The sequence below is a fragment of the Roseivivax jejudonensis genome (assembly GCF_900172265.1).
In the GTDB taxonomy this organism is placed as follows: Bacteria; Pseudomonadota; Alphaproteobacteria; order Rhodobacterales; family Rhodobacteraceae; genus Roseivivax; species Roseivivax jejudonensis.
The window spans coordinates 1,004,252-1,021,949 of the sequence record NZ_FWFK01000001.1 but is presented as its reverse complement, the minus strand read 5'-3'; the positions used below and the strand labels follow the sequence as shown (position 1 = coordinate 1,021,949).

Below are 17,698 nucleotides of genomic sequence, written 5' to 3'. Positions count from 1 at the left end.
CGGTTGCGGCGTCGCGTGCGCCGCGCCATCCTCCAGCGCATGACGGCCAGCGCCCCCGATCTTCGCCTTCCCCTGTTTCTGCCCGACCCGGACGCCACGGCCGCCGTCGCAACGGCGCTGGGCGCACGGCTCGAACCGGGCGACACGATCCTGCTGGAGGGCGGACTCGGCGCGGGAAAGACCCATTTCGCCCGCGCGCTGATACAGTCCCGCCTGGTAATGCCCGAGGACGTGCCGTCGCCGACCTTCACGCTCGTGCAGGTCTACGAAACGGGGTCCGGTGAGATCTGGCACGCGGATCTCTACCGACTCTCCGGTCCGGAGGAGGTGATAGAGCTGGGCCTCGATGCTGCCTTCGACACGGCCATCTGCCTTGTGGAGTGGCCGGACCGGCTCGGAGACATGGCGCCAGCCGACGCTTTGCGCTTGACGCTCGAGCCGGAGGCGGAGGGCGATGGCCGCGTCCTGCATGCCCGCTGGAGCGCGGCGCGCTGGGCGGACCGGCTCTCGGGGGTGCTCGCGTGACGAGAATTCTTCAGGACACAGGGTGGCGCGACGCGGACGCGCAGCCGCTGGCGGGCGATGCGTCGAGCCGTCGATACACGCGACTGTCGCGAGAGGGCGCGCGCGCGATCCTGATGGAGGACCCGGACGGCGACGTGACGCGCTTTGCCCGGTTGGCAGAGTGGCTGCGCGGCATCGGGCTCAGCGCGCCGGAGATCCTCGGCATTGACGCCGATGCCGGCACGATGCTGCTCGAGGATCTGGGCGACGACCTTTTCGCACGCCTCGCCTCCACCGACCCGGGCAGGGAAGAAGACCTCTACCGCGTGGCCGCTGACGTTCTCGTGACGCTGCATTCGGTCGATCCGCCCGAGGGGCTCCTACGCGCAGATCCCGCCTTCCTTGCCGCTCAGACCGATCTCGCTTTCGACTGGTACCTCGCCCGGGCCGGTGCGCCGGACCAGGGTCTGAAGGCCGAGGTCGCCGCCGTGTTCGAGACGATCCTCGAGCGGCACGCGCCCGAGCCGCGGGTGTGCGTCCTGCGCGATTACCACGCCGAGAACATGATCTGGCTGCCGGCGCGCGAGGGCGCGGCGCGCGCCGGGCTTCTCGACTTCCAGGACGCTGTTATCGGCCATCCGGCCTACGACCTCGTGTCGTTGATCGAGGACGCGCGCCGCGACGTGGCGCCGGCGGCGGCGGCGGCGGCGCGCTCGTACTACCTGTCGCACTCGGGTGAGACGCCGGAGGCGTTCGGTGCCGCCTATGCCGCTCTTGGCGCCCAGCGCAATCTGAGGATCCTCGGTGTCTTCGCGCGGCTTGCGGCGACGCGCGGAAAGCCCGGCTACATCGACCTGATTCCACGTGTGTGGCGGCACCTGAAGACCGATCTCGCGCATCCCGCGCTGGCGCCTCTGGTGCCGCTTCTGACGCGCCTGCCGGCCCCCGAGCCCGCATGCCTCGACCGCCTGAGACCGACATGCCCGACTCCCTGATGATCTTTGCCGCGGGCTTCGGCACGCGGATGGGCGCGCTGACCGCCGACCGGCCGAAGCCGCTGATCACGGTGGCCGGGCGTAGCCTGCTCGACCGCACGCTGGACCTGGCGCGCGATCACGGCATTCCGCAGATCGTGGTGAACGCGCATTACCGTGCCAACCAGATCGTGGCGCACCTCGCGGGCTCCGAGGTCGCCGTGGCGGTGGAGACTCCCGACATCCTAGACACCGGCGGCGGGCTTCGCGCGGCGCTGCCGATGCTGGGCGACGGCCCGGTCTTCACCTCAAACAGCGACGCGGTGTGGCGCGGCCCCAACCCGTTCGAGGTTCTGGCCGGGATGTGGCGGCCGGCGGAGATGGACGCGCTCCTGCTGACGGTGCCGGTGGACCATGCCGTCGGGCGCCAGGAGGATGGCGACTTCTCCATGGCGCAGGACGGTCGCCTGACTCGTGGTGGCGCGCTGGTCTATACCGGTGTGCAAATCCTGAAGACCGACAGGCTGTTCGACATTCCCGATCCAGTGTTCTCGCTCAATGTCGTGTGGAACCGGATCGCCGCCGAAGGGCGGCTTTTCGGAGCGTCCTACAAGGGCGCGTGGTGCGATGTGGGCCACCCCGAGGGAATCGCGCTGGCCGAGACGATGCTGGAGGCGGCATGATCTTCGACAGCGATGGCGGCCCGCGCGTCTTTGCCGTGCCGCCGGGCGCGGATTTTGCCCGCGCCGTCGTCGACGGGTTGCGCACGCGCATGAAGGGCCACCCGCCCGAGGCGATGGCCCGCGCCGAGCTGTTCGTGAACACGCGCCGGATGGAACGCCGAATCGCCGGGATCTTCGGCGAGGGGCCGGCCGGGTTCCTTCCTCGCATGAGGCTGTTGGCAGAGCCGGGGGATCCCGAGATCTCGGCAGCGCTCGCCGCACCGGTGCCGCCGCTGCGCCGGCGGCTGGAGCTGACCGCGTTGGTGTCGCGCCTGCTCGAGGCCACACCGGACCTTGCGCCGCGTGCGGCGCTTTTCGACCTCGCCGACAGTCTTGCCGCGCTGATGGAGGAAATGCAGATCGAAGGCGTGTCCCCGGACACGGTGGCGGCGCTCGACGTGTCGGACCAGTCCGGCCACTGGGCGCGCGCCCTGCAGTTCCTCGCAATCGTGCAGCGGTACTTCGAAGCCGACGCCGAGCCGGATTCCGCCGCGCTTCAGGTGCGCAGCGTCGAGGCGCGAATCGCCCGCTGGAAGGCGGCGCCGCCGGCGCATCCCGTCATCGTGGCCGGATCGACCGCTTCGCGCGGGACCACGCTGCGGCTGATGGCGGCGGTGGCGCGCCTGCCGCAGGGGGCACTGATCCTGCCGGGCGTCGATACCGACCTGCCACGCCATGTCTGGGACCAGCTGACTGACGGTCTGCCTCGGGCGGACCACACCCAGCCCGGAGAGGACCACCCGCAGTTCCGGTTCGCCCGTCTGTTCGAGGCGCTGGGTCTCACGCCGCAGGACGTGGCCCAATGGAGCGATGCGACGGCGCCGGCGCCGCGGCGCAATCGACTCGTGTCGCTCGCACTGCGCCCCGCGCCGGTGACCGACCAGTGGCTGAGCGAGGGGCCGGGCCTGGGCGATCTGAAGGCCGCAACCGATACCGTCACGCTTCTCGAGGCAGAGACGCGGCGGGAGGAGGCGCGCGCCATCGCGCTGCGTCTGCGCGACGCGGCAGAGGCGGGGACGCGCGCGGCGCTCGTCACGCCCGACCGGATGCTGACGCGTCAGGTCACGGCTGCGCTCGGCCGGTGGGGCATCGTGCCCGACGACAGCGCGGGTATTCCCGGCCAGCTGACGCCGCCGGGCCGGCTCCTGCGCCATGTCGCGGCGCTGGCGACCGGGCCCCTGTCGGCCGAGGCGCTGATCACGGTTCTGAAGCATCCGCTGTGCCATGCCGGCGACCGTGCGGAGGCGCACGGGCTTCATCGACAACGGCTGGAGCTGTTCCTGCGCGGCGAGCGTCAGCGTGAAGACCCGGATCCCGCGCCGGTGCCCTTTCCGGAGGCCGGCGACCTCACGCGGTTCGGAGCGGCGTTCGGCGCCGAGGCGTGGGCCGCATGGGTCTCCGCATGCTTCTGCCGCACGCCGCGGGCGGGCACCTGGCCGCTTGCAGCGCATGTCGCGGATCACGTCGCAAGGACCGAGGCGATCGTGGCCGGCTCTGCGGCGACCGATCCCTCCGAGCTCTGGGCGCGTGAGGCCGGGCGCGCGACGCGGGCCGCGATCGACGAGCTGATCGCCGAAGCGGCGCATGGTGCCGATCTGTCGGCGCGTGACTATGCCGATCTGTTCGACGCGATCCTGCGCCGCGTCGAGGTGCGCAATCCCGACGAGGTTCATCCCCTGATCCGCATCTGGGGAACGATCGAGGCACGGGTCGGCGGCGCCGACCTCGTGATCCTCGGCGCGCTCAACGACGGATCATGGCCCGAATTGCCCGCACCGGATCCGTGGCTCAACCGCCGTATGCGGGCGGATGCGGGTCTGCTTCTGCCCGAACGGCGGGTCGGATTGTCGGCCCACGACTTCCAACAGGCGGTGGCGGGCGCAGAGGTCTGGCTGACCCGCGCGAAGAAATCCGACGATGCCGAAACCGTGCCGTCGCGCTGGCTGAACCGGTTGACCAATCTGATGGCGGGGCTCGAGACGCAGGATGGCCCGGCCGCACTGGAGGCGATGCGGGCGCGCGGCGATCACTGGCTCGGTTTGGCGCGCGCGCTCGATGCGCCGATCGCGGCGCCCCCGGCGCAGCGTCCCTCGCCCGTTCCCCCCGTCGAGACACGCCCCATGCGCCTGAGCGTGACGCGGATCAAGACGCTGATCCGGGATCCCTACGCAATCTATGCCGGTCACGTCCTTCGGCTGCGTCCGATCGCGCCGTTGCAGCGCGCGCCGGACGCGCTCTTGCGCGGGATCGTCCTGCACGAGGTGCTGCATCGCTACGTGGCCGCAACCGCCTCGGATTCGACCCTGTTTCGGCCCGAAGCGCTGATGGAGCGCGTGCGCTCGCGCCTGTCCGAGCTTCCGTTTCCGACGGTGCGCGCGCTCTGGGCGGCGCGCATGGAGCGGATCGCGCCGGGCTTCGTCACCGACGAGGTCGTGCGACAGGACCGCGCAGCGGTGCATCCCGACCGGCTGGAGATCAAGGGCGAGGTGACGTTGCCCGGGACCGGCTTCAGGCTGACCGGCGAGGCCGACCGTATCGACATCGACGCGCGGGGCGGCGCGTGGATCTACGACTACAAGACAGGCCAGCCGCCGAGCAGCGCGCGCGAACGCTATTTCGACAAGCAGCTTCTGCTTGAGGCCGGGATGGCCCTGCGCGGCGGCTTCGGCGATGTCAGCCCGCGGCATGTCGCCCACCTGGCCTATATCGGGCTCGGCACCGGGGCGGGCGAGGCCCCGCTCGATCTTGAGGAGGCGCCCCCCGCGCAGATCTGGGCCGAGTTCGAGGCCCTGATCGCGGCGATGCTCGACCCCGATCACGGCTTCACGGCGCGCCGCGCCGTCGGGAAGGACACGGATTCGGGCGACTACGATCACCTGTCGCGGCTGGGCGAATGGGAAGTGACCGACCCGGCGGTCAAGGAGACGCTGAGATGAGGGACGCGGCCACCCAGCGGCAGGTCGACGCGGCCCGCCCCGGCGTCTCGACATGGCTCGCCGCCAATGCCGGGTCCGGAAAGACGCGCGTGCTGACCGACCGGGTGGCGCGGCTGCTGCTCGACGGGACCGCGCCCGAGAACATCCTGTGCCTGACCTACACCAAGGCGGCGGCGAGCGAGATGCAGAACCGCCTGTTCAAGCGCCTCGGCGCCTGGGCGATGCTGCCGGACGATCGGCTGGTCGCGGAGCTGCGGCACATGGGGGTCGAACGCGACCTCGGGCGCGTGTTCCTGCAGCAGGCGCGCACGCTATTTGCACGCGCGATCGAGACGCCGGGCGGCCTGCGCATCCAGACGATCCACTCGTTCTGCGCCTCGCTTCTTCGCCGCTTCCCGCTGGAGGCACGGGTCAGCCCCCAATTCCGCGAGATGGAGGACCGCTCGGCCGAGATCCTGCGCGCGGACTTGCTCGATGCGCTGGCAAGCGGGCCGGACGCGGAGGTGGTCACCGGCCTCGCGCGTCACTTTACCGGGTCCGACGAGGATCTCGATGCCCTCTTGCGCGCCGTGGTCGGCGCGAAAGACGCGTTTCTGCCGCCGCGATCACCGGATGAGATCCGCGCGCGCTACGACGTGCCGGAGGGGCTGACACCCGAGGACCTGCTGGCCGACGTCATCCTTGGCGGCGAGGTCGCGCTGCTCGACCGCGTGATCGCGGCGATGCGGACGCATGGCGGATCGACGGATCAGCGCAACGCCGACCGCCTGTCTGCGCTGGACCTGTCCGACCCGTCGTCGCTGGAGACGCTGGAAGCCGTTTTCCTGACCGGGCCGGGGGCGAAGGTGCCGTTCGCGGCCAAGCCCGGGACCGTGCCGACCAAGGGCTGCCAGAAGAAAGCCGGTCTCGACGACGCGATGCCGCAGATCGATGCGCTGATGCTGCGGCTGGAGGCGGCGATGCCGCGTCGGCTCGCCCTTGCCGCAGCGACGCGGGACACCGCGCTCCATCGCTTCGCGCAGACGTTCCTGCCGGACTATGAAGCGGCAAAGGAGGCCCGCGGCTGGCTCGACTTCGACGACCTGATCGACCGGACGAACGCGCTCCTGTCCGATCCGGCCGTCGCGGACTGGGTGCTCTATCGCCTCGACGGCGGCATCGACCACATCCTCGTGGACGAGGCACAGGACACCAGCCCGCGCCAATGGCAGGTGATCGAACGGCTCGCGCGGGAGTTCACGGCCGGCGCCGGCGCGCGGGCGGAGACCCCGCGCACGATCTTCGTCGTGGGGGACAAGAAGCAGTCGATCTATTCCTTCCAGGGCGCCGACCCGCGCGAGTTCGACCGCATGTGCGACGAGTTCGGGCACCGGTTGGAGACCACCGGAACGCCGCTCGCGCGGATGACGCTGGCGCATTCGTTCCGGTCTTCTGCCCCGATCCTCGACGTGGTGGACCGGACCTTCGAGGACCGGCCGGGCAGCGGTTTCGTGCCGGACGAGAGCCACATCGCCTTCAAGTCCGAGATGCCGGGGCGCGTCGATCTCTGGCCCCATGTTCCGAATGCGGAGACCCCGGAAGAGCCCGCGTGGTACGAGCCGGTGGACCGCGTGAGCCCGACGCACCACGACAAGATTCTGGCCGCGCGCGTGGCCGAGGGCATCGCAGGAATGATCGAGCGGGACACGCTGCCGGTGGAGACGCCTCATGGCCTAGCCCAACGGCCGGTGCGGCCGGGCGACATCCTGATCCTCGTGCGCGGCCGCGGCACCGTGTTTCGCGAAACGATCCGCGCGTGCAAGGCGCGCGGGCTGCCGGTGGCTGGGGCCGACCGGCTCAAGGTCACGGCGGAGCTCGCGGTCAAGGACATCGCCGCCACGCTATCGTTCCTGTCTGTGCAGGAGGACGACCTGTCGCTGGCCGCCGCGTTGCGCTCGCCTTTCTTCGGGTGGTCGGAACAGGACCTGTTCACGCTGGCACAGGGTCGAATGGGCCGGCTATGGGAAGCGCTGCGGCGAAACCGGGAGGCGTATCCTGCCACGCTGGCGATCCTAGATGACCTGCGTGCGGAGGCCGACTTCCTGCGTCCCTACGACCTCATCGAGCGCCTTTTGATCCGGCACGAGGGGCGACGGCGGCTTCTCGGCCGTCTCGGACCCGAGGCGGAGGACGGGATCGATGCCCTGCTCGGGCAGGCACTGGCCTACGAGGAGGCCTCGGTTCCGTCGCTGACGGGCTTTTTGCAGTGGCTGCAGACCGACGACCTCGAGATCAAGCGCAGCCCCGAAAGCGCGGGCGACAGAATCCGCGTGATGACCGTGCACGGTGCCAAGGGGCTCGAGGCGCCGGTGGTGATCCTGCCTGATGCGCGTGCCCCGCAGACCGCGCTGCGCGATCCGCTGCTGCACGATGCCGATGCGAGCTACTGGAAGCTTTCCGGGCCGAAGCCGCCGCCGCAGAGCGCGGCCGAGGATGCCGCGAAGGATCGCGAGGCGGCCGAGCGTGATCGCCTGCTCTATGTCGCGATGACGCGGGCCGAGCGCTGGCTGATCGTCGCGGCCGCCGGAAAGCTCGGTGCGCGCGGCGACGACTGGTACGGCCAGGTCCGCGAGGGGATGGAGCGGGCCGGCGCGGCACCGCACGCCTTCGACTTCGGGCCGGCGGGATCGGGCGAGGGGCTTCGGATCGGCGACACGTGGGATCACCTGCCGCGGACGGATCCGCCCCGGGCCGAGCCCGCGCTTCCGGAGTTGCCCGAGCGCTACCGAGACGCACCGCCGCAACCGGTGGTGCCCGTCGCGCCGCGCAGCCCGTCGGATCTTGGCGGGGCCAAGGCCCTGCCCGGCGCCGGTGACCACACCGAGGTCGCGCTGGCGCGGGGCACCGCGTTGCACCTCCTGCTCGAGACGCTGCCCCTGGTGCCGCAGGGAGAGCGCCGGGCGGCGGCCGCGCGCCTTCTGCCGGATCGGACCGCGGACCTTGCCGCGCTCGTCGCGGAGGCCGAGGCGGTCCTTGCGGCGCCGGATCTTGCGCCCCTGTTCGGGTCCGAGGCGCTGGTCGAGGTCCCGTTGACGGCGGACGTTCCGAGGCTCGGGCGATTGACCGGCGTGATCGACCGGCTGATCGTGACGCCGGAGCGGGTGCTGGCGGTCGATTTCAAATCGAACCGCACCGTGCCGGCCGCGCCGGACCAGGTGCCCGAGGGGTTGCTTCGCCAGATGGGCGCCTATGCGGCGATGCTCGGCGCGATATATCCCGATCGCCCGGTCGAGGTGGCGCTTCTGTGGACGGCCACGGCGCAGCTGATGCCCCTGCCGCACGAGATGGTGAGTGCTGCCTGTGTCCGTGCTACCGGATCTTGACGGAGGCCGGGGGCGTCCATAGCTTTGCCGCCCGACGATGCCGGCGGGCGAGCCGCCGACTCATGTCCCCTCAGAGGATCAGGAGAGCTGCCATGTCCACCGTTGCCGTCACCGACGCAACTTTCGACGACGAAGTGAAGAACGCCGACGTGCCCGTCGTCGTCGATTTCTGGGCCGAATGGTGCGGCCCGTGCAAGCAGATCGGCCCCGCGCTCGAGGAACTCGCCGCCGAATACGACGGCAAGATCAAGGTCGCGAAGGTCGATGTCGATCAGAACCCCGACACCGCGGCGGCGATGGGCGTGCGGGGCATCCCGGCGCTGTTCATCTTCAAGGATGGCCAGGTCGTTTCGAACCGTGCTGGCGCGGCGCCCAAGGCGGCGCTGAAGGGCTGGATCGACGAATCGATCTGATCGACCCGTTTCCGGGTGACGATGCGCCGGCGCGCCGCGGATCCGCGGCGCGCCGGTTTGCGTTCGACGACCCCGGTCAGAGGATCGGCTTCCACGACAGGGTGGGATGCCCGGACCGCGCCGTGCCGCGATCGGCGCGCAGTTTCTCGGCATAGCCTGTCAGCGCCCCGGCGATCATCCAGGTGAGCGGCGTGAGCGTCGCGTTCGGCAGCATGTCGAACAGGTTGAACGCGAGGATCAGCGTCAGCGGCGCGATGCAGCGTGCGGCGGCGCCATCGCCGCGCATGGCGGTTTCACGCCACAACAGCAGGATCGGCAGCGCCAGCAGCCCGAACTCCGCCAGAAAGCCGACCCAGCCGTAGACCCCGATTGTGATGATCCAGCGCCCGTCGGCGACCGTCTCGATCTCTCCGGTATAGGCGTCGTGGCGGTGATTGCGGCCCCACGTCCCCCAGCCGAACAGCGGCTTGTAGTCCGCCCGGTCGAGAAGCTGCGCCTCCTGATCGAAGCGGAAACCGATTGATTGCGCGCGGTCGGGATCGATCGCCTCGGCCTGGGCAAGGATCTTCTCCTCGGGCACGAGGCCCACGCCCTTCATCATCGGGTATCCGAGGGCGAGCACCGCGACAACGAGCGCCACGTTGATCTGAATGACCGGGCCGAAGATCAGGATCAGCGGCACGAGCGCGGCCCCGAGAACGAGCGCGCCAAGCGACTTGGCCAGCAGCAGCACCCCGCCAAGCCAGAGCGCGGCGATGGCGTAAGCCGGACGGCGATCGGGTGCGCCGATCCGGAACAGCGCGGCCGCCGAACTCAGTGCCATCAGGCAGAAGAATGCGGTCCAGAGCCCGTGGTAGAGGAACACCATCGGCCGGTAGCCCCCGAAGCGTACGGTCTGACCGAACGAATGCTGGTAGAAGCCGTAGATCCAGTTGTTGAGCTGCGGCGACAACCGGATCTCGACCAGCATCAGGAGCGAGTAGACCATGCCGCCGATCACAAGCGTCCGCAAAAGCTCGATCTGCGCGGCTTCCGAGGCCAGAAGCCGCCGCGCGAGAAGGAACGGCACGAGGATCAGGGCCTGCCCGATCGGCAGCGTTATCATGTCCTTCAGGCCGAGCCCCGGAATCATCGATGCCCCGAAGGTCAGCGGCTCGGCATTGCCCATGACGGTGAAGATCGGCGAGAACACAAAGACCAGAACCAGCAGGCGGGCCAGCGCGCTCTCGGGCAGGAGCGGCTGCGGCGCGCCGCGTGTCCAGAACAGCGCGACGAGCGCCGAGAAGGCCGGAAGGTTGTGCTTGTCGAGCGCCGGCAGCAGCGGAAAGTCGAACCCGGCCGGCGGTTCGGGCAAAAACATATAGCCCATGACCAGCGACAGGATCATGGCGCGCGAGGCCGACAGCCGCTGAAACAGGATCAGCGTCAGCAGCGGCCATGCGACCAGCGCGAGGGTGGCCAGGATATTCGGCATCGCGCCGGAGCGGTCCTCTCGATTGCCTACGGCGCCGCTGCGGCGCCGTCGTCGGTTACAGGTGTTGTGGCGCCTCTCGTGCCGTCAACTCTGCCGCGGCGTCGCGGTCAGACAGGAACTCGATGCCTGCCGGATCGATCTCTTCGGGCGTCACCCCGGGAAGATAGCACACCAGCCGCGCACCCGTCTCGGTCGCGAGGCGGACCTCGGTCTCGTCGTAGTCCGGATCATAGCTGAGGCGGAGCGCGCTGGCGTCCGGCGGCGGTGTGCCCGACGGATAGACGATCACGAGGGTGTCGCTGCCGGGGCGGAAGTCGTCGAAGCAGGGCTCTTCGGTGCCGGCGAGCGGCAGGACGATCTCGGGTCCGGTGTCGGTCTCCGCGGTGTCGTCCGCGGCAATGTCCTCGTCGATCATGCCGGGGGGCAGAGTGCCGAGCGCAAGACCGCTGGCAAACGCCGCACCGATTGTCGTCAGTGCCGTCAGCATACCGTAGCTCTCCGTGAGGCCGCGCCCGTGGACCGGGCGTCATCCTTGCCGGCGAGGATACGGATCGAATCGGATTTGAATGTGGCGCAGCGTGGCGAAACTGTGGCCGCGGCCTCAGCCGTCGCCGCCGCGCCACCATCGCGTGAACCGGCGCCTGCGGCGCGAGAGGCCGTCTCCCGCGCTCTCGAAGCTGTCGCCGACATCCTCCAGCATCGGGTCGATGCGGTTGCGGCGAAACCGGAGCACCCGCACCGTGATGGCCCACACGACGGCCAGCAGGATGACAAGGATCACGATCGCCTTCCACGGGATCACGCGAACGTCCGGCCCGTCGACCACGCGCAGCGACATCGCGTTCGGGAAGACCGACAGGAACTCGATGCGCCAGCCGTAGTGCGTGACTGCGACCCATGTCGGGTCATCGGCGGTCGAGCGGAGGTCCGACGCGATCGCCTGGACGTTCGCGCTGTCGAACTTGAAGTAGGGTGGCCACCCCCAGCCGGTATCCTCGTTGCGATAGACCATCACGTCGCCATCGGCGCGCCGCGTCTGCACGAAGAAGACATCGCGGTTGTTCACGGCGGTGTCGGTGCCGTCGGCGCCGGTCCAGAACCAGCGGTTGGCGCCGAAGTCGATGCGGCGTTCGTAGGTGTCGGTGATGCGCGCCACGTCGTTGCGGGGCAGCGTGTAATGCAGGAAGCCGAGGACCAGTGCCCAGAACAGGATGATCGCCGTCCACTTCAGGTATCGCATCGCCGCCTCCTCGCACCGCTCGCCTCGAAATAGTCGAGATGGCGTCGCGCGGAAAGGGCGGTGCGCCCGGCGCCTACCCGGTCGCGTCGATCCGGGCGACCAGCTTTCGCAGACGGGCCTGCAGTTCGAGCGCCTCGCCGCGATCCAGCCCGGTGGCCGCGAAGATGCGGTCGGGCACGTGCCGGGCGTCCGCCTCGAGCGCCGCGCCGTCGTCGGTCAGGGATACGAGCACGCGCCGCTCGTCGGCCGGGTCACGCACCCGCATCACCCGGCCCTGTGTCTCGAGCCGCTTCAGAAGCGGCGTCACGGTGTTGGTCTCGAGCTTCAGGCGACGGCCGATCTCGCCCACGCTTTGCGCCCCGTTCGCCCAGAGCGTGCGCATCACGAGGTATTGCGGATAGGTCAGCTCGAGCGGCGCCAGAAGCGGCTTGTAGAGCCGCCCGAAGGCGTGCTGTGCCGCGTAGAGATCGAAGCACAGGAGTTCGTCGAGGGCCGGATCCGTCTGGTTCTCGGTCATATCTCTCGAATAGACGCCGCCCGGACACCTCGCAAGACTCATGCCGATCAACGCGCGATTGCGTCGCGACGGGCCTCCCGGGCTGTGATAGGCGTCGGCCATGAACACCGCACCCGACAGACTGCCCGCGATCGTCGCCTTCCTGCAGGACGCCGCCGGGCTCAAGGATACGCTGCGTAGCGGCCACACCACCGCTGGACGGCGCGAAAGCGTGGCGGATCACACATGGCGGCTCTGCCTCCTCGCGCTGCTTCTGGAGCGCGACATGGACGCAAATCTGCTGCAGGTGCTGAAGCTCTGTCTCGTCCACGATCTCGGCGAGGCGATGTCGGGCGACGTGCCCGCGCCCGAACAGCACGCCGATGACGGCCGCGCGGCGCGCGAGCGGGCGGATTTCGCGACCCTGGCGTCGAGCCTGCCGGAGGATCTGCGCGCGGGACTAATGGCCCTGCACGACGAGTACGAGGCCGGCGAGACCGCAGAGGCGCGGATGGCCAAGGGGCTCGACAAGATCGAGACCGTGCTGCAGCACGTCGCGGGTCGGAACCCCGAGGATTTCGATTACGCGTTCAATCTCGATTACGCGCGCCACCGCACCGACACGACGCGTTTGCTCCGTGCGTTGCGCGCGCTGGCCGACGAGGCGACGCGCGAACGAATGCGCTAGGCCCGCGTCTTGGCGCTGGCGCCGCTTCGCGCCTCGGATCGGCCGCTCTTGCTCGGACCACGGTGCGACCGGCGGCGCAAGATCGGAACGACCCCCGGCACGACGGCGGCGATGAATACCAGCCCGAAGGCGACCGATGCCGCCAGCCCCGCCGAAGCCGAGAAGCCGGCGACCGGAAACAGCGCGGCCGCCGCGCCCTCGCGCAGGCCCCACCCCGAGATCGACACCGGAATCAGCATCGTCAGCAGGATCGGCGGCACCAGTCCGCAGATCGCCACGAGCGACAGGTCGGTGCCGGTCGCGCGCGCGCAGAACGCGAACGCCGCGAGGTTGCACGCCGTGGTCGCGAGGCTCAGCACGATCTGCCACGGCAGAACGCGCGGCGCGAGGATCGAGGCCGAGATCGCGTACCACAGGTCGTCCAGCGCACGTCGCTGCGGCCCGGGCAACAGCCCGGTCAGCCAGAACACGAGCGGAACGCAGAGCCCGCCGAGCATCACCGGCACGAGGATCGAGCGCAGCCAGAACGGCCAGGTGAGCCCGCCGGGCAACACGAAGGTGATGACGAAGGTCGCGCACATGGTCGCGAAGACCACGGCCTGCCCGCCAAGGCGTTCGAACACCACCGCCTGGCTCGCGCGGAGAAGCCCGGCCTGATGGCGGGCCCGGACCGCCCGACCGGCGTCGCCGACCATGCCACCCGGCAATGACTGGTTCACGATCTGGGCGAGGTAGTACTCGGACACCGCCTTGCCGAACGAAAAGCGCTGGCCCAGCTGGCTGGCGGTGATCTTCCAGCGCAGCGCCGAAAAGATCGTCTGCGCGCTGATCGCCAGCCATGCGGCCGCGAGCCAGCCGATATCGGCGCGCGCGAGAATGCGCAGCGCCTCCTGACCGTCGACCGCGCGCCACAGCACGGCCAGCAGCGTCAGGGTCACCGCGATCTGCGCCAATCGCATTTGCGTGCGCGTGAGGCGCACAGGCCATGCCATGTCGTCGGGCCCTCGTTTGTTTCGTGTCGGGCCCGCGGCTCGGGCTCCCGAAGGAACCGGCCCGGACACGCGTGTTGATATGGGCCGGGGCGTCCTGCTCGGCAACGCCGCGTCGGCGGTCCGGAGCGACGTGTCGCACCGTCCCGGACGCGCGTCTATCGCGGCGTGACGCGGCGTCCTAGGGGGTGACGGCGATTTCCCGCGCAATCGCGCGTCCGTGATCGGCGGAAAGCCACAGGTCGTATTCGCGGGCGTGAACCTGTGCCGCGCAGCAGCATTGGCCTCCGAACCCGAATTGATTGGCTGCCGCCACGAGGACCCAAGTGACTGCCCACATTCCGCAAAGCCGCTTCGCCCCGGCCGAGGTCGTGACGCGACCGCAGCCCGGCACGGCGCCGACCGACCGGCGCCCGCTCTGGACCGTCATCGCGCTGACGGCCGCCCTGACCGGCCTCATCATGGCCGGCTACGTGCTGACGATCGGCACGTGGACCGTTTGGGCGGTGGTCGCCATGGCGCTCATCACGCTCACGACGCTGACGCTGTCGCTTGGCGCGGCCACCGCCGTCGTCGGGCTGATCTTTCCGGCGCCGCGGGCGCCGCGGCCAATGCCCGACTGGCAGCCCAGTTCGCGCACGGCGATCCTGCTCACGCTGTGCGGAGAGCCGCCGCGTGGACCTGCCGCGATGTTGGCGGAACTGGCGGCGGACCTGCAGCGCGCAGGGCTGGATCGCTTCGTCGACATCTTCGTGATCTCGGACACCCGCGACGACAAGGCGAAAGCCGAGGCAGAGGCACTCGCTCCGCTGATCGGCAGCGGCGCGATCACCTACCGCCGCCGTCAGGAAAATGTCGGCCGCAAGCCCGGTAACATCTCCGATTGGCTCGACCGCTGGGGCGGCGACTACGACTTCATGCTGCCGCTCGACGCGGACAGCCGCATGAGCGCGCGCCGGATCCGCCACCTGATCCACCGGATGGAGCGGTCGCCGTCGACCGGTCTTCTGCAGTCGGGCATGCGTCTTTTGCCGGCTGAAACCCGGTTCGGCCAGCTTCAGCGCAGCGCGCAGCGGATCATGGGCCCGACCTTCCTGCAGGGGTTCTCGGCCTGGACGGGCGATGCCGGCAACTACTGGGGGCACAACGCGCTGATCCGCGTGCGCGCGTTTCGTGACGCCGTGCCGCTGCCCAAGCTGTCGGGCGTGGCACCGTTCGGCGGCGACGTGCTCAGCCACGACTTCGTCGAGGCGGCATGGATGCGCCGCGCCGGGTGGCGGATCGAGATCGACGCCGACACGCGCGCATCGGCCGAAGACGGGCCGCAGACGCTTGCGGAGTATCACAAGCGCGACCGCCGCTGGTGTCAGGGCAATCTCCAGCACCTTCGCCTGATCGCGGCGCCGGGGCTGCACCCGTTGTCACGGCTGCACATGGCCGTTGGAGTCATGGGATACCTGTCCGCGCCGCTCTGGCTTGCGACTTTGTTGCTGCTGGCGACCGGCGCCGTGCCGATGGCGGCGGGCTGGATGCTGCTGGCGGTCGCGACGCTTCTGGCGGCGCCGAAGCTCTGCGGCGTGGCGCGCCTGATGCGGCAGGCGCGCGGCCTGCGCACAAAGGGCGTGGTGCTGCGCGCCGCGGCGCTCGAGACGGTACTGTCGTCGATCCTTGCGCCGATCGTGATGGTGAACCACGTCGTCGACGTGGCCCAGGTGTTCGCGGGGCGTGACTGCGGCTGGAAGCGCCCGGGCGGCGCGTCGCTCCGACTGCCGACCGGCGGGCTGGAGGCGCTGGCGGGTACAGGCATCATCGCGCTGGTCGCAGCGACGAACCCGAGCGCGGTCGTCTGGGTCCTGCCGGTCGCGCTTCCGCTGGTCTTCGCGCCGCTCTTCATCCGCTTCATGGAGGCGCCTTGCGCGTGCCTGATGGCGCGCGCCTGATCCCTGCCGGCCCGCGCTGGGCGTGACATCTCCGTCACGTTCGCGTGGGCCCGATTGCCGCGGATCGCGGCGCGTGCATTCTCGGCGGCATTCCGCAACAGAGATCCACGCGCATGCTCGACGCCGCCGCCCGCCGACTGATCGATCCGCCGCTCAACACGGCCGGGCGATGGCTGGCGCGCACGGGCGCGACCCCGGACATGGTGACGCTCGCCGGTCTCTGTCTCGGTCTCGCGTGTGCGGTTGCGGTCGCATTGGGCGCCTTCGCGCTTGCGCTCGTGTTGCTGATATTGTCGCGGCTGGCCGACGGACTCGACGGGGCGGTGGCGCGTGCCACGCGACCCTCCGACTATGGCGGTTACCTCGATATCGTCAGCGATTTCCTGTTCTACGGGGCCGTGCCGTTCGGGTTCGTCCTTGTCGATCCGGGCGCGAATGCCGTGGCCGGAGCGTTCCTGCTCTGGTCGTTCTACTTCAACGGCGCGAGCTTTCTGGGCTACGCCATCCTGGCCGAACGGCACGATCTGCGGACCGCGGCACAGGGCGTCAAATCCCTCTACTATTCGAACGGGCTGCTCGAGGGGACTGAAACCATCCTGTTCTTCGTCCTTCTGTGCATTCTGCCCGGCTACTTTCCGCAATTGGCGTGGGCGTTCGGAACGCTATGCTTCGCCTCCGGCGCGCTGCGCCTCTGGGGTGCGCGCGCCGCCTTTCGATCCGAGGAGTGACCATGATCCGATCCGCCCTGACCGCCCTTCTGATCGCCGCACCGGGCCTCGCGGCGGCGCAGGTCGATCCCGCCGACTGGGAGGCCGTTCTGGACGAGGCCGACGGACAGACGGTGTACTGGCACGCGTGGGGCGGATCGACGGCGACCAACGACTTCATCGCATGGGTCGGGAACGAGGTGGCGTCGCGCCACGGCGTGACGCTCGAGCACGTGAAGCTCGCCGATACCGCCGACGCGGTAACGCGCGTTCTGTCCGAGCGGCAAGCGGGCGAGGACGACGACGGCGCGGTCGACCTCATCTGGATCAACGGCCCGAACTTCGCGTCGATGAAGCAGCAGGATCTGCTGTTCGGGCCCTTCGCCGAAGACCTTCCGAACTGGCAGTACGTGGACGTCGACGGCAAGACGGTCCAAACCGATTTCACCGTGCCCACAGAGGGCTACGAGGCGCCATGGGCGATGGCGCAGGTTGTGTTCATGCACGATACCGAAGACCTGCCCGAGCCGCTCCCGACCGCAGAGGCGATCCTCGATTGGGCCGAGGCCAATCCCGGACGCTTCACCTATCCGCAGCCGCCGGATTTCCTCGGCACCACGTTCCTGAAGCAGATCCTGATCGAGTTGACGGACGACAGCGAGACGCTGATGCAGCCGGCGGACGAGGCCGACTACGAGGCGGTGGTCGAGCCGCTGTGGGCCTATCTCGATGCCCTGACGCCGCACCTCTGGCGCTCGGGTCGCGCCTACCCGCAAAGCGGGCCGGACCAGCTGGCTCTCATGGCCGATGACGAGATCGACCTCGCGATCTCGTTCAGCCCGGGCGAGGCCTCGACCGCGATCGCCGATTTCCGCCTTCCCGACACGGTGCGGACCTTCGTGCTGGAGGATGGCACGCTGGGCAACGCAAGCTTCGTGGCGATCCCCTACAATTCAGGCTCGAAGGCGGGGGCCATGGTCGTCGCGAACTTCCTGATGTCGCCGGACGCGCAGGTGCGCGCGCAGGATCCCGACGTCCTGGGCTACGGCACGGTCCTCGACGTCGCGGAACTGCCCGAAGAGCACCGCACCGGGTTCGAAAACCTGGACCTCGGCATCGCGACCCTGTCTCCGCAGGAGCTTGGCGACGTCCAGCCGGAGCCGCATCCTTCGTGGATGACGCGCATCGCCGACACCTGGGCAGAGCGCTACGGCGCCGGCCAGTAGGGCGTGCCGCCAAGCCGCCTGCCGCTC

Annotated in this window: 15 protein-coding genes; 10 read left to right on the top strand and 5 right to left on the bottom strand. The window is 69.6% G+C overall.

Annotated elements, in window-relative coordinates; translation table 11 throughout:
• Positions 1-15 precede the first annotated feature (15 nt).
• From tsaE to trxA, 6 genes are all read left to right on the top strand, one after another.
• Entirely contained in the window at positions 16-525 is a 510-nt protein-coding gene (gene tsaE, locus ROJ8625_RS04980) for a tRNA (adenosine(37)-N6)-threonylcarbamoyltransferase complex ATPase subunit type 1 TsaE (protein ID WP_370738462.1), read from the top strand.
• Positions 522-1,499: an aminoglycoside phosphotransferase family protein gene (locus tag ROJ8625_RS04975; RefSeq protein WP_085790708.1), complete on the top strand. Its 978-nt coding sequence runs from the start codon at positions 522-524 to the stop codon at positions 1,497-1,499. The genes tsaE and ROJ8625_RS04975 overlap by 4 nt, the downstream gene beginning before the upstream one ends.
• Positions 1,484-2,161: a nucleotidyltransferase family protein gene (locus tag ROJ8625_RS04970; protein ID WP_085790707.1), complete on the top strand. Its 678-nt coding sequence runs from the start codon at positions 1,484-1,486 to the stop codon at positions 2,159-2,161. Before ROJ8625_RS04975 ends, ROJ8625_RS04970 begins: the two co-directional genes overlap by 16 nt.
• On the top strand, positions 2,161-5,136 hold the full coding sequence (addB, locus tag ROJ8625_RS04965) for a double-strand break repair protein AddB (protein WP_085790802.1): 2,976 nt from the start codon (positions 2,161-2,163) through the stop codon (positions 5,134-5,136). Before ROJ8625_RS04970 ends, addB begins: the two co-directional genes overlap by 1 nt.
• Positions 5,133-8,498 (top strand): double-strand break repair helicase AddA, encoded by a 3,366-nt coding sequence (gene addA, locus ROJ8625_RS04960; protein ID WP_085790706.1) that lies wholly within the window; start codon positions 5,133-5,135, stop codon positions 8,496-8,498. Before addB ends, addA begins: the two co-directional genes overlap by 4 nt.
• Before the next feature lie 92 nt (positions 8,499-8,590).
• Positions 8,591-8,911, top strand: coding sequence for a thioredoxin (gene trxA, locus ROJ8625_RS04955; protein ID WP_085790705.1), 321 nt, complete (start codon positions 8,591-8,593; stop codon positions 8,909-8,911).
• Between the two features lie 76 nt (positions 8,912-8,987).
• Here the strand turns inward: trxA and ROJ8625_RS04950 are convergent, their stop codons facing one another.
• From ROJ8625_RS04950 to ROJ8625_RS04935, 4 genes are all read right to left on the bottom strand, one after another.
• Positions 8,988-10,385, bottom strand: coding sequence for a hypothetical protein (locus tag ROJ8625_RS04950; RefSeq protein WP_085790704.1), 1,398 nt, complete (start codon positions 10,383-10,385; stop codon positions 8,988-8,990).
• 55 nt (positions 10,386-10,440) lie between these two features.
• On the bottom strand, positions 10,441-10,872 hold the full coding sequence (locus ROJ8625_RS04945; protein ID WP_085790703.1) for a hypothetical protein: 432 nt from the start codon (positions 10,870-10,872) through the stop codon (positions 10,441-10,443).
• Between the two features lie 114 nt (positions 10,873-10,986).
• A complete protein-coding gene (locus tag ROJ8625_RS04940; protein WP_085790702.1) occupies positions 10,987-11,625 on the bottom strand; it encodes a DUF1523 family protein in 639 nt (212 codons plus the stop codon).
• A 73-nt stretch (positions 11,626-11,698) separates the two neighbouring features.
• The gene (locus ROJ8625_RS04935; RefSeq protein WP_085790701.1) at positions 11,699-12,142 is read right to left on the bottom strand and encodes a MarR family winged helix-turn-helix transcriptional regulator; all 444 of its coding nucleotides are present in this window, start codon (positions 12,140-12,142) and stop codon (positions 11,699-11,701) included.
• 100 nt (positions 12,143-12,242) lie between these two features.
• On the opposite strand from ROJ8625_RS04935, the gene ROJ8625_RS04930 reads away from it, so the two are divergent.
• Positions 12,243-12,809 (top strand): HD domain-containing protein, encoded by a 567-nt coding sequence (locus ROJ8625_RS04930; RefSeq protein WP_085790700.1) that lies wholly within the window; start codon positions 12,243-12,245, stop codon positions 12,807-12,809.
• Here ROJ8625_RS04930 and ROJ8625_RS04925 read toward each other — a convergent pair.
• Positions 12,806-13,801, bottom strand: a complete 996-nt coding sequence (locus ROJ8625_RS04925; RefSeq protein ID WP_085790699.1) for a lysylphosphatidylglycerol synthase transmembrane domain-containing protein — start codon at positions 13,799-13,801, stop codon at positions 12,806-12,808. The two genes, ROJ8625_RS04930 and ROJ8625_RS04925, sit on opposite strands and share 4 nt — an antisense overlap.
• A 323-nt stretch (positions 13,802-14,124) precedes the next feature.
• Here ROJ8625_RS04925 and mdoH point away from each other — a divergent pair, with 323 nt between their 5' ends.
• The 3 genes from mdoH (at position 14,125) to ROJ8625_RS04910 (ending at position 17,671) form a co-directional block, all read left to right on the top strand.
• A complete protein-coding gene (gene mdoH / locus ROJ8625_RS04920; protein ID WP_159456724.1) occupies positions 14,125-15,738 on the top strand; it encodes a glucans biosynthesis glucosyltransferase MdoH in 1,614 nt (537 codons plus the stop codon).
• Between the two features lie 113 nt (positions 15,739-15,851).
• The gene (locus tag ROJ8625_RS04915; protein WP_085790697.1) at positions 15,852-16,466 is read left to right on the top strand and encodes a CDP-alcohol phosphatidyltransferase family protein; all 615 of its coding nucleotides are present in this window, start codon (positions 15,852-15,854) and stop codon (positions 16,464-16,466) included.
• Between the two features lie 2 nt (positions 16,467-16,468).
• Complete coding sequence (locus ROJ8625_RS04910) at positions 16,469-17,671, top strand: ABC transporter substrate-binding protein (protein WP_085790696.1); 1,203 nt, start codon at positions 16,469-16,471, stop codon at positions 17,669-17,671.
• The last annotated feature ends 27 nt before the right edge of the window (positions 17,672-17,698 follow it).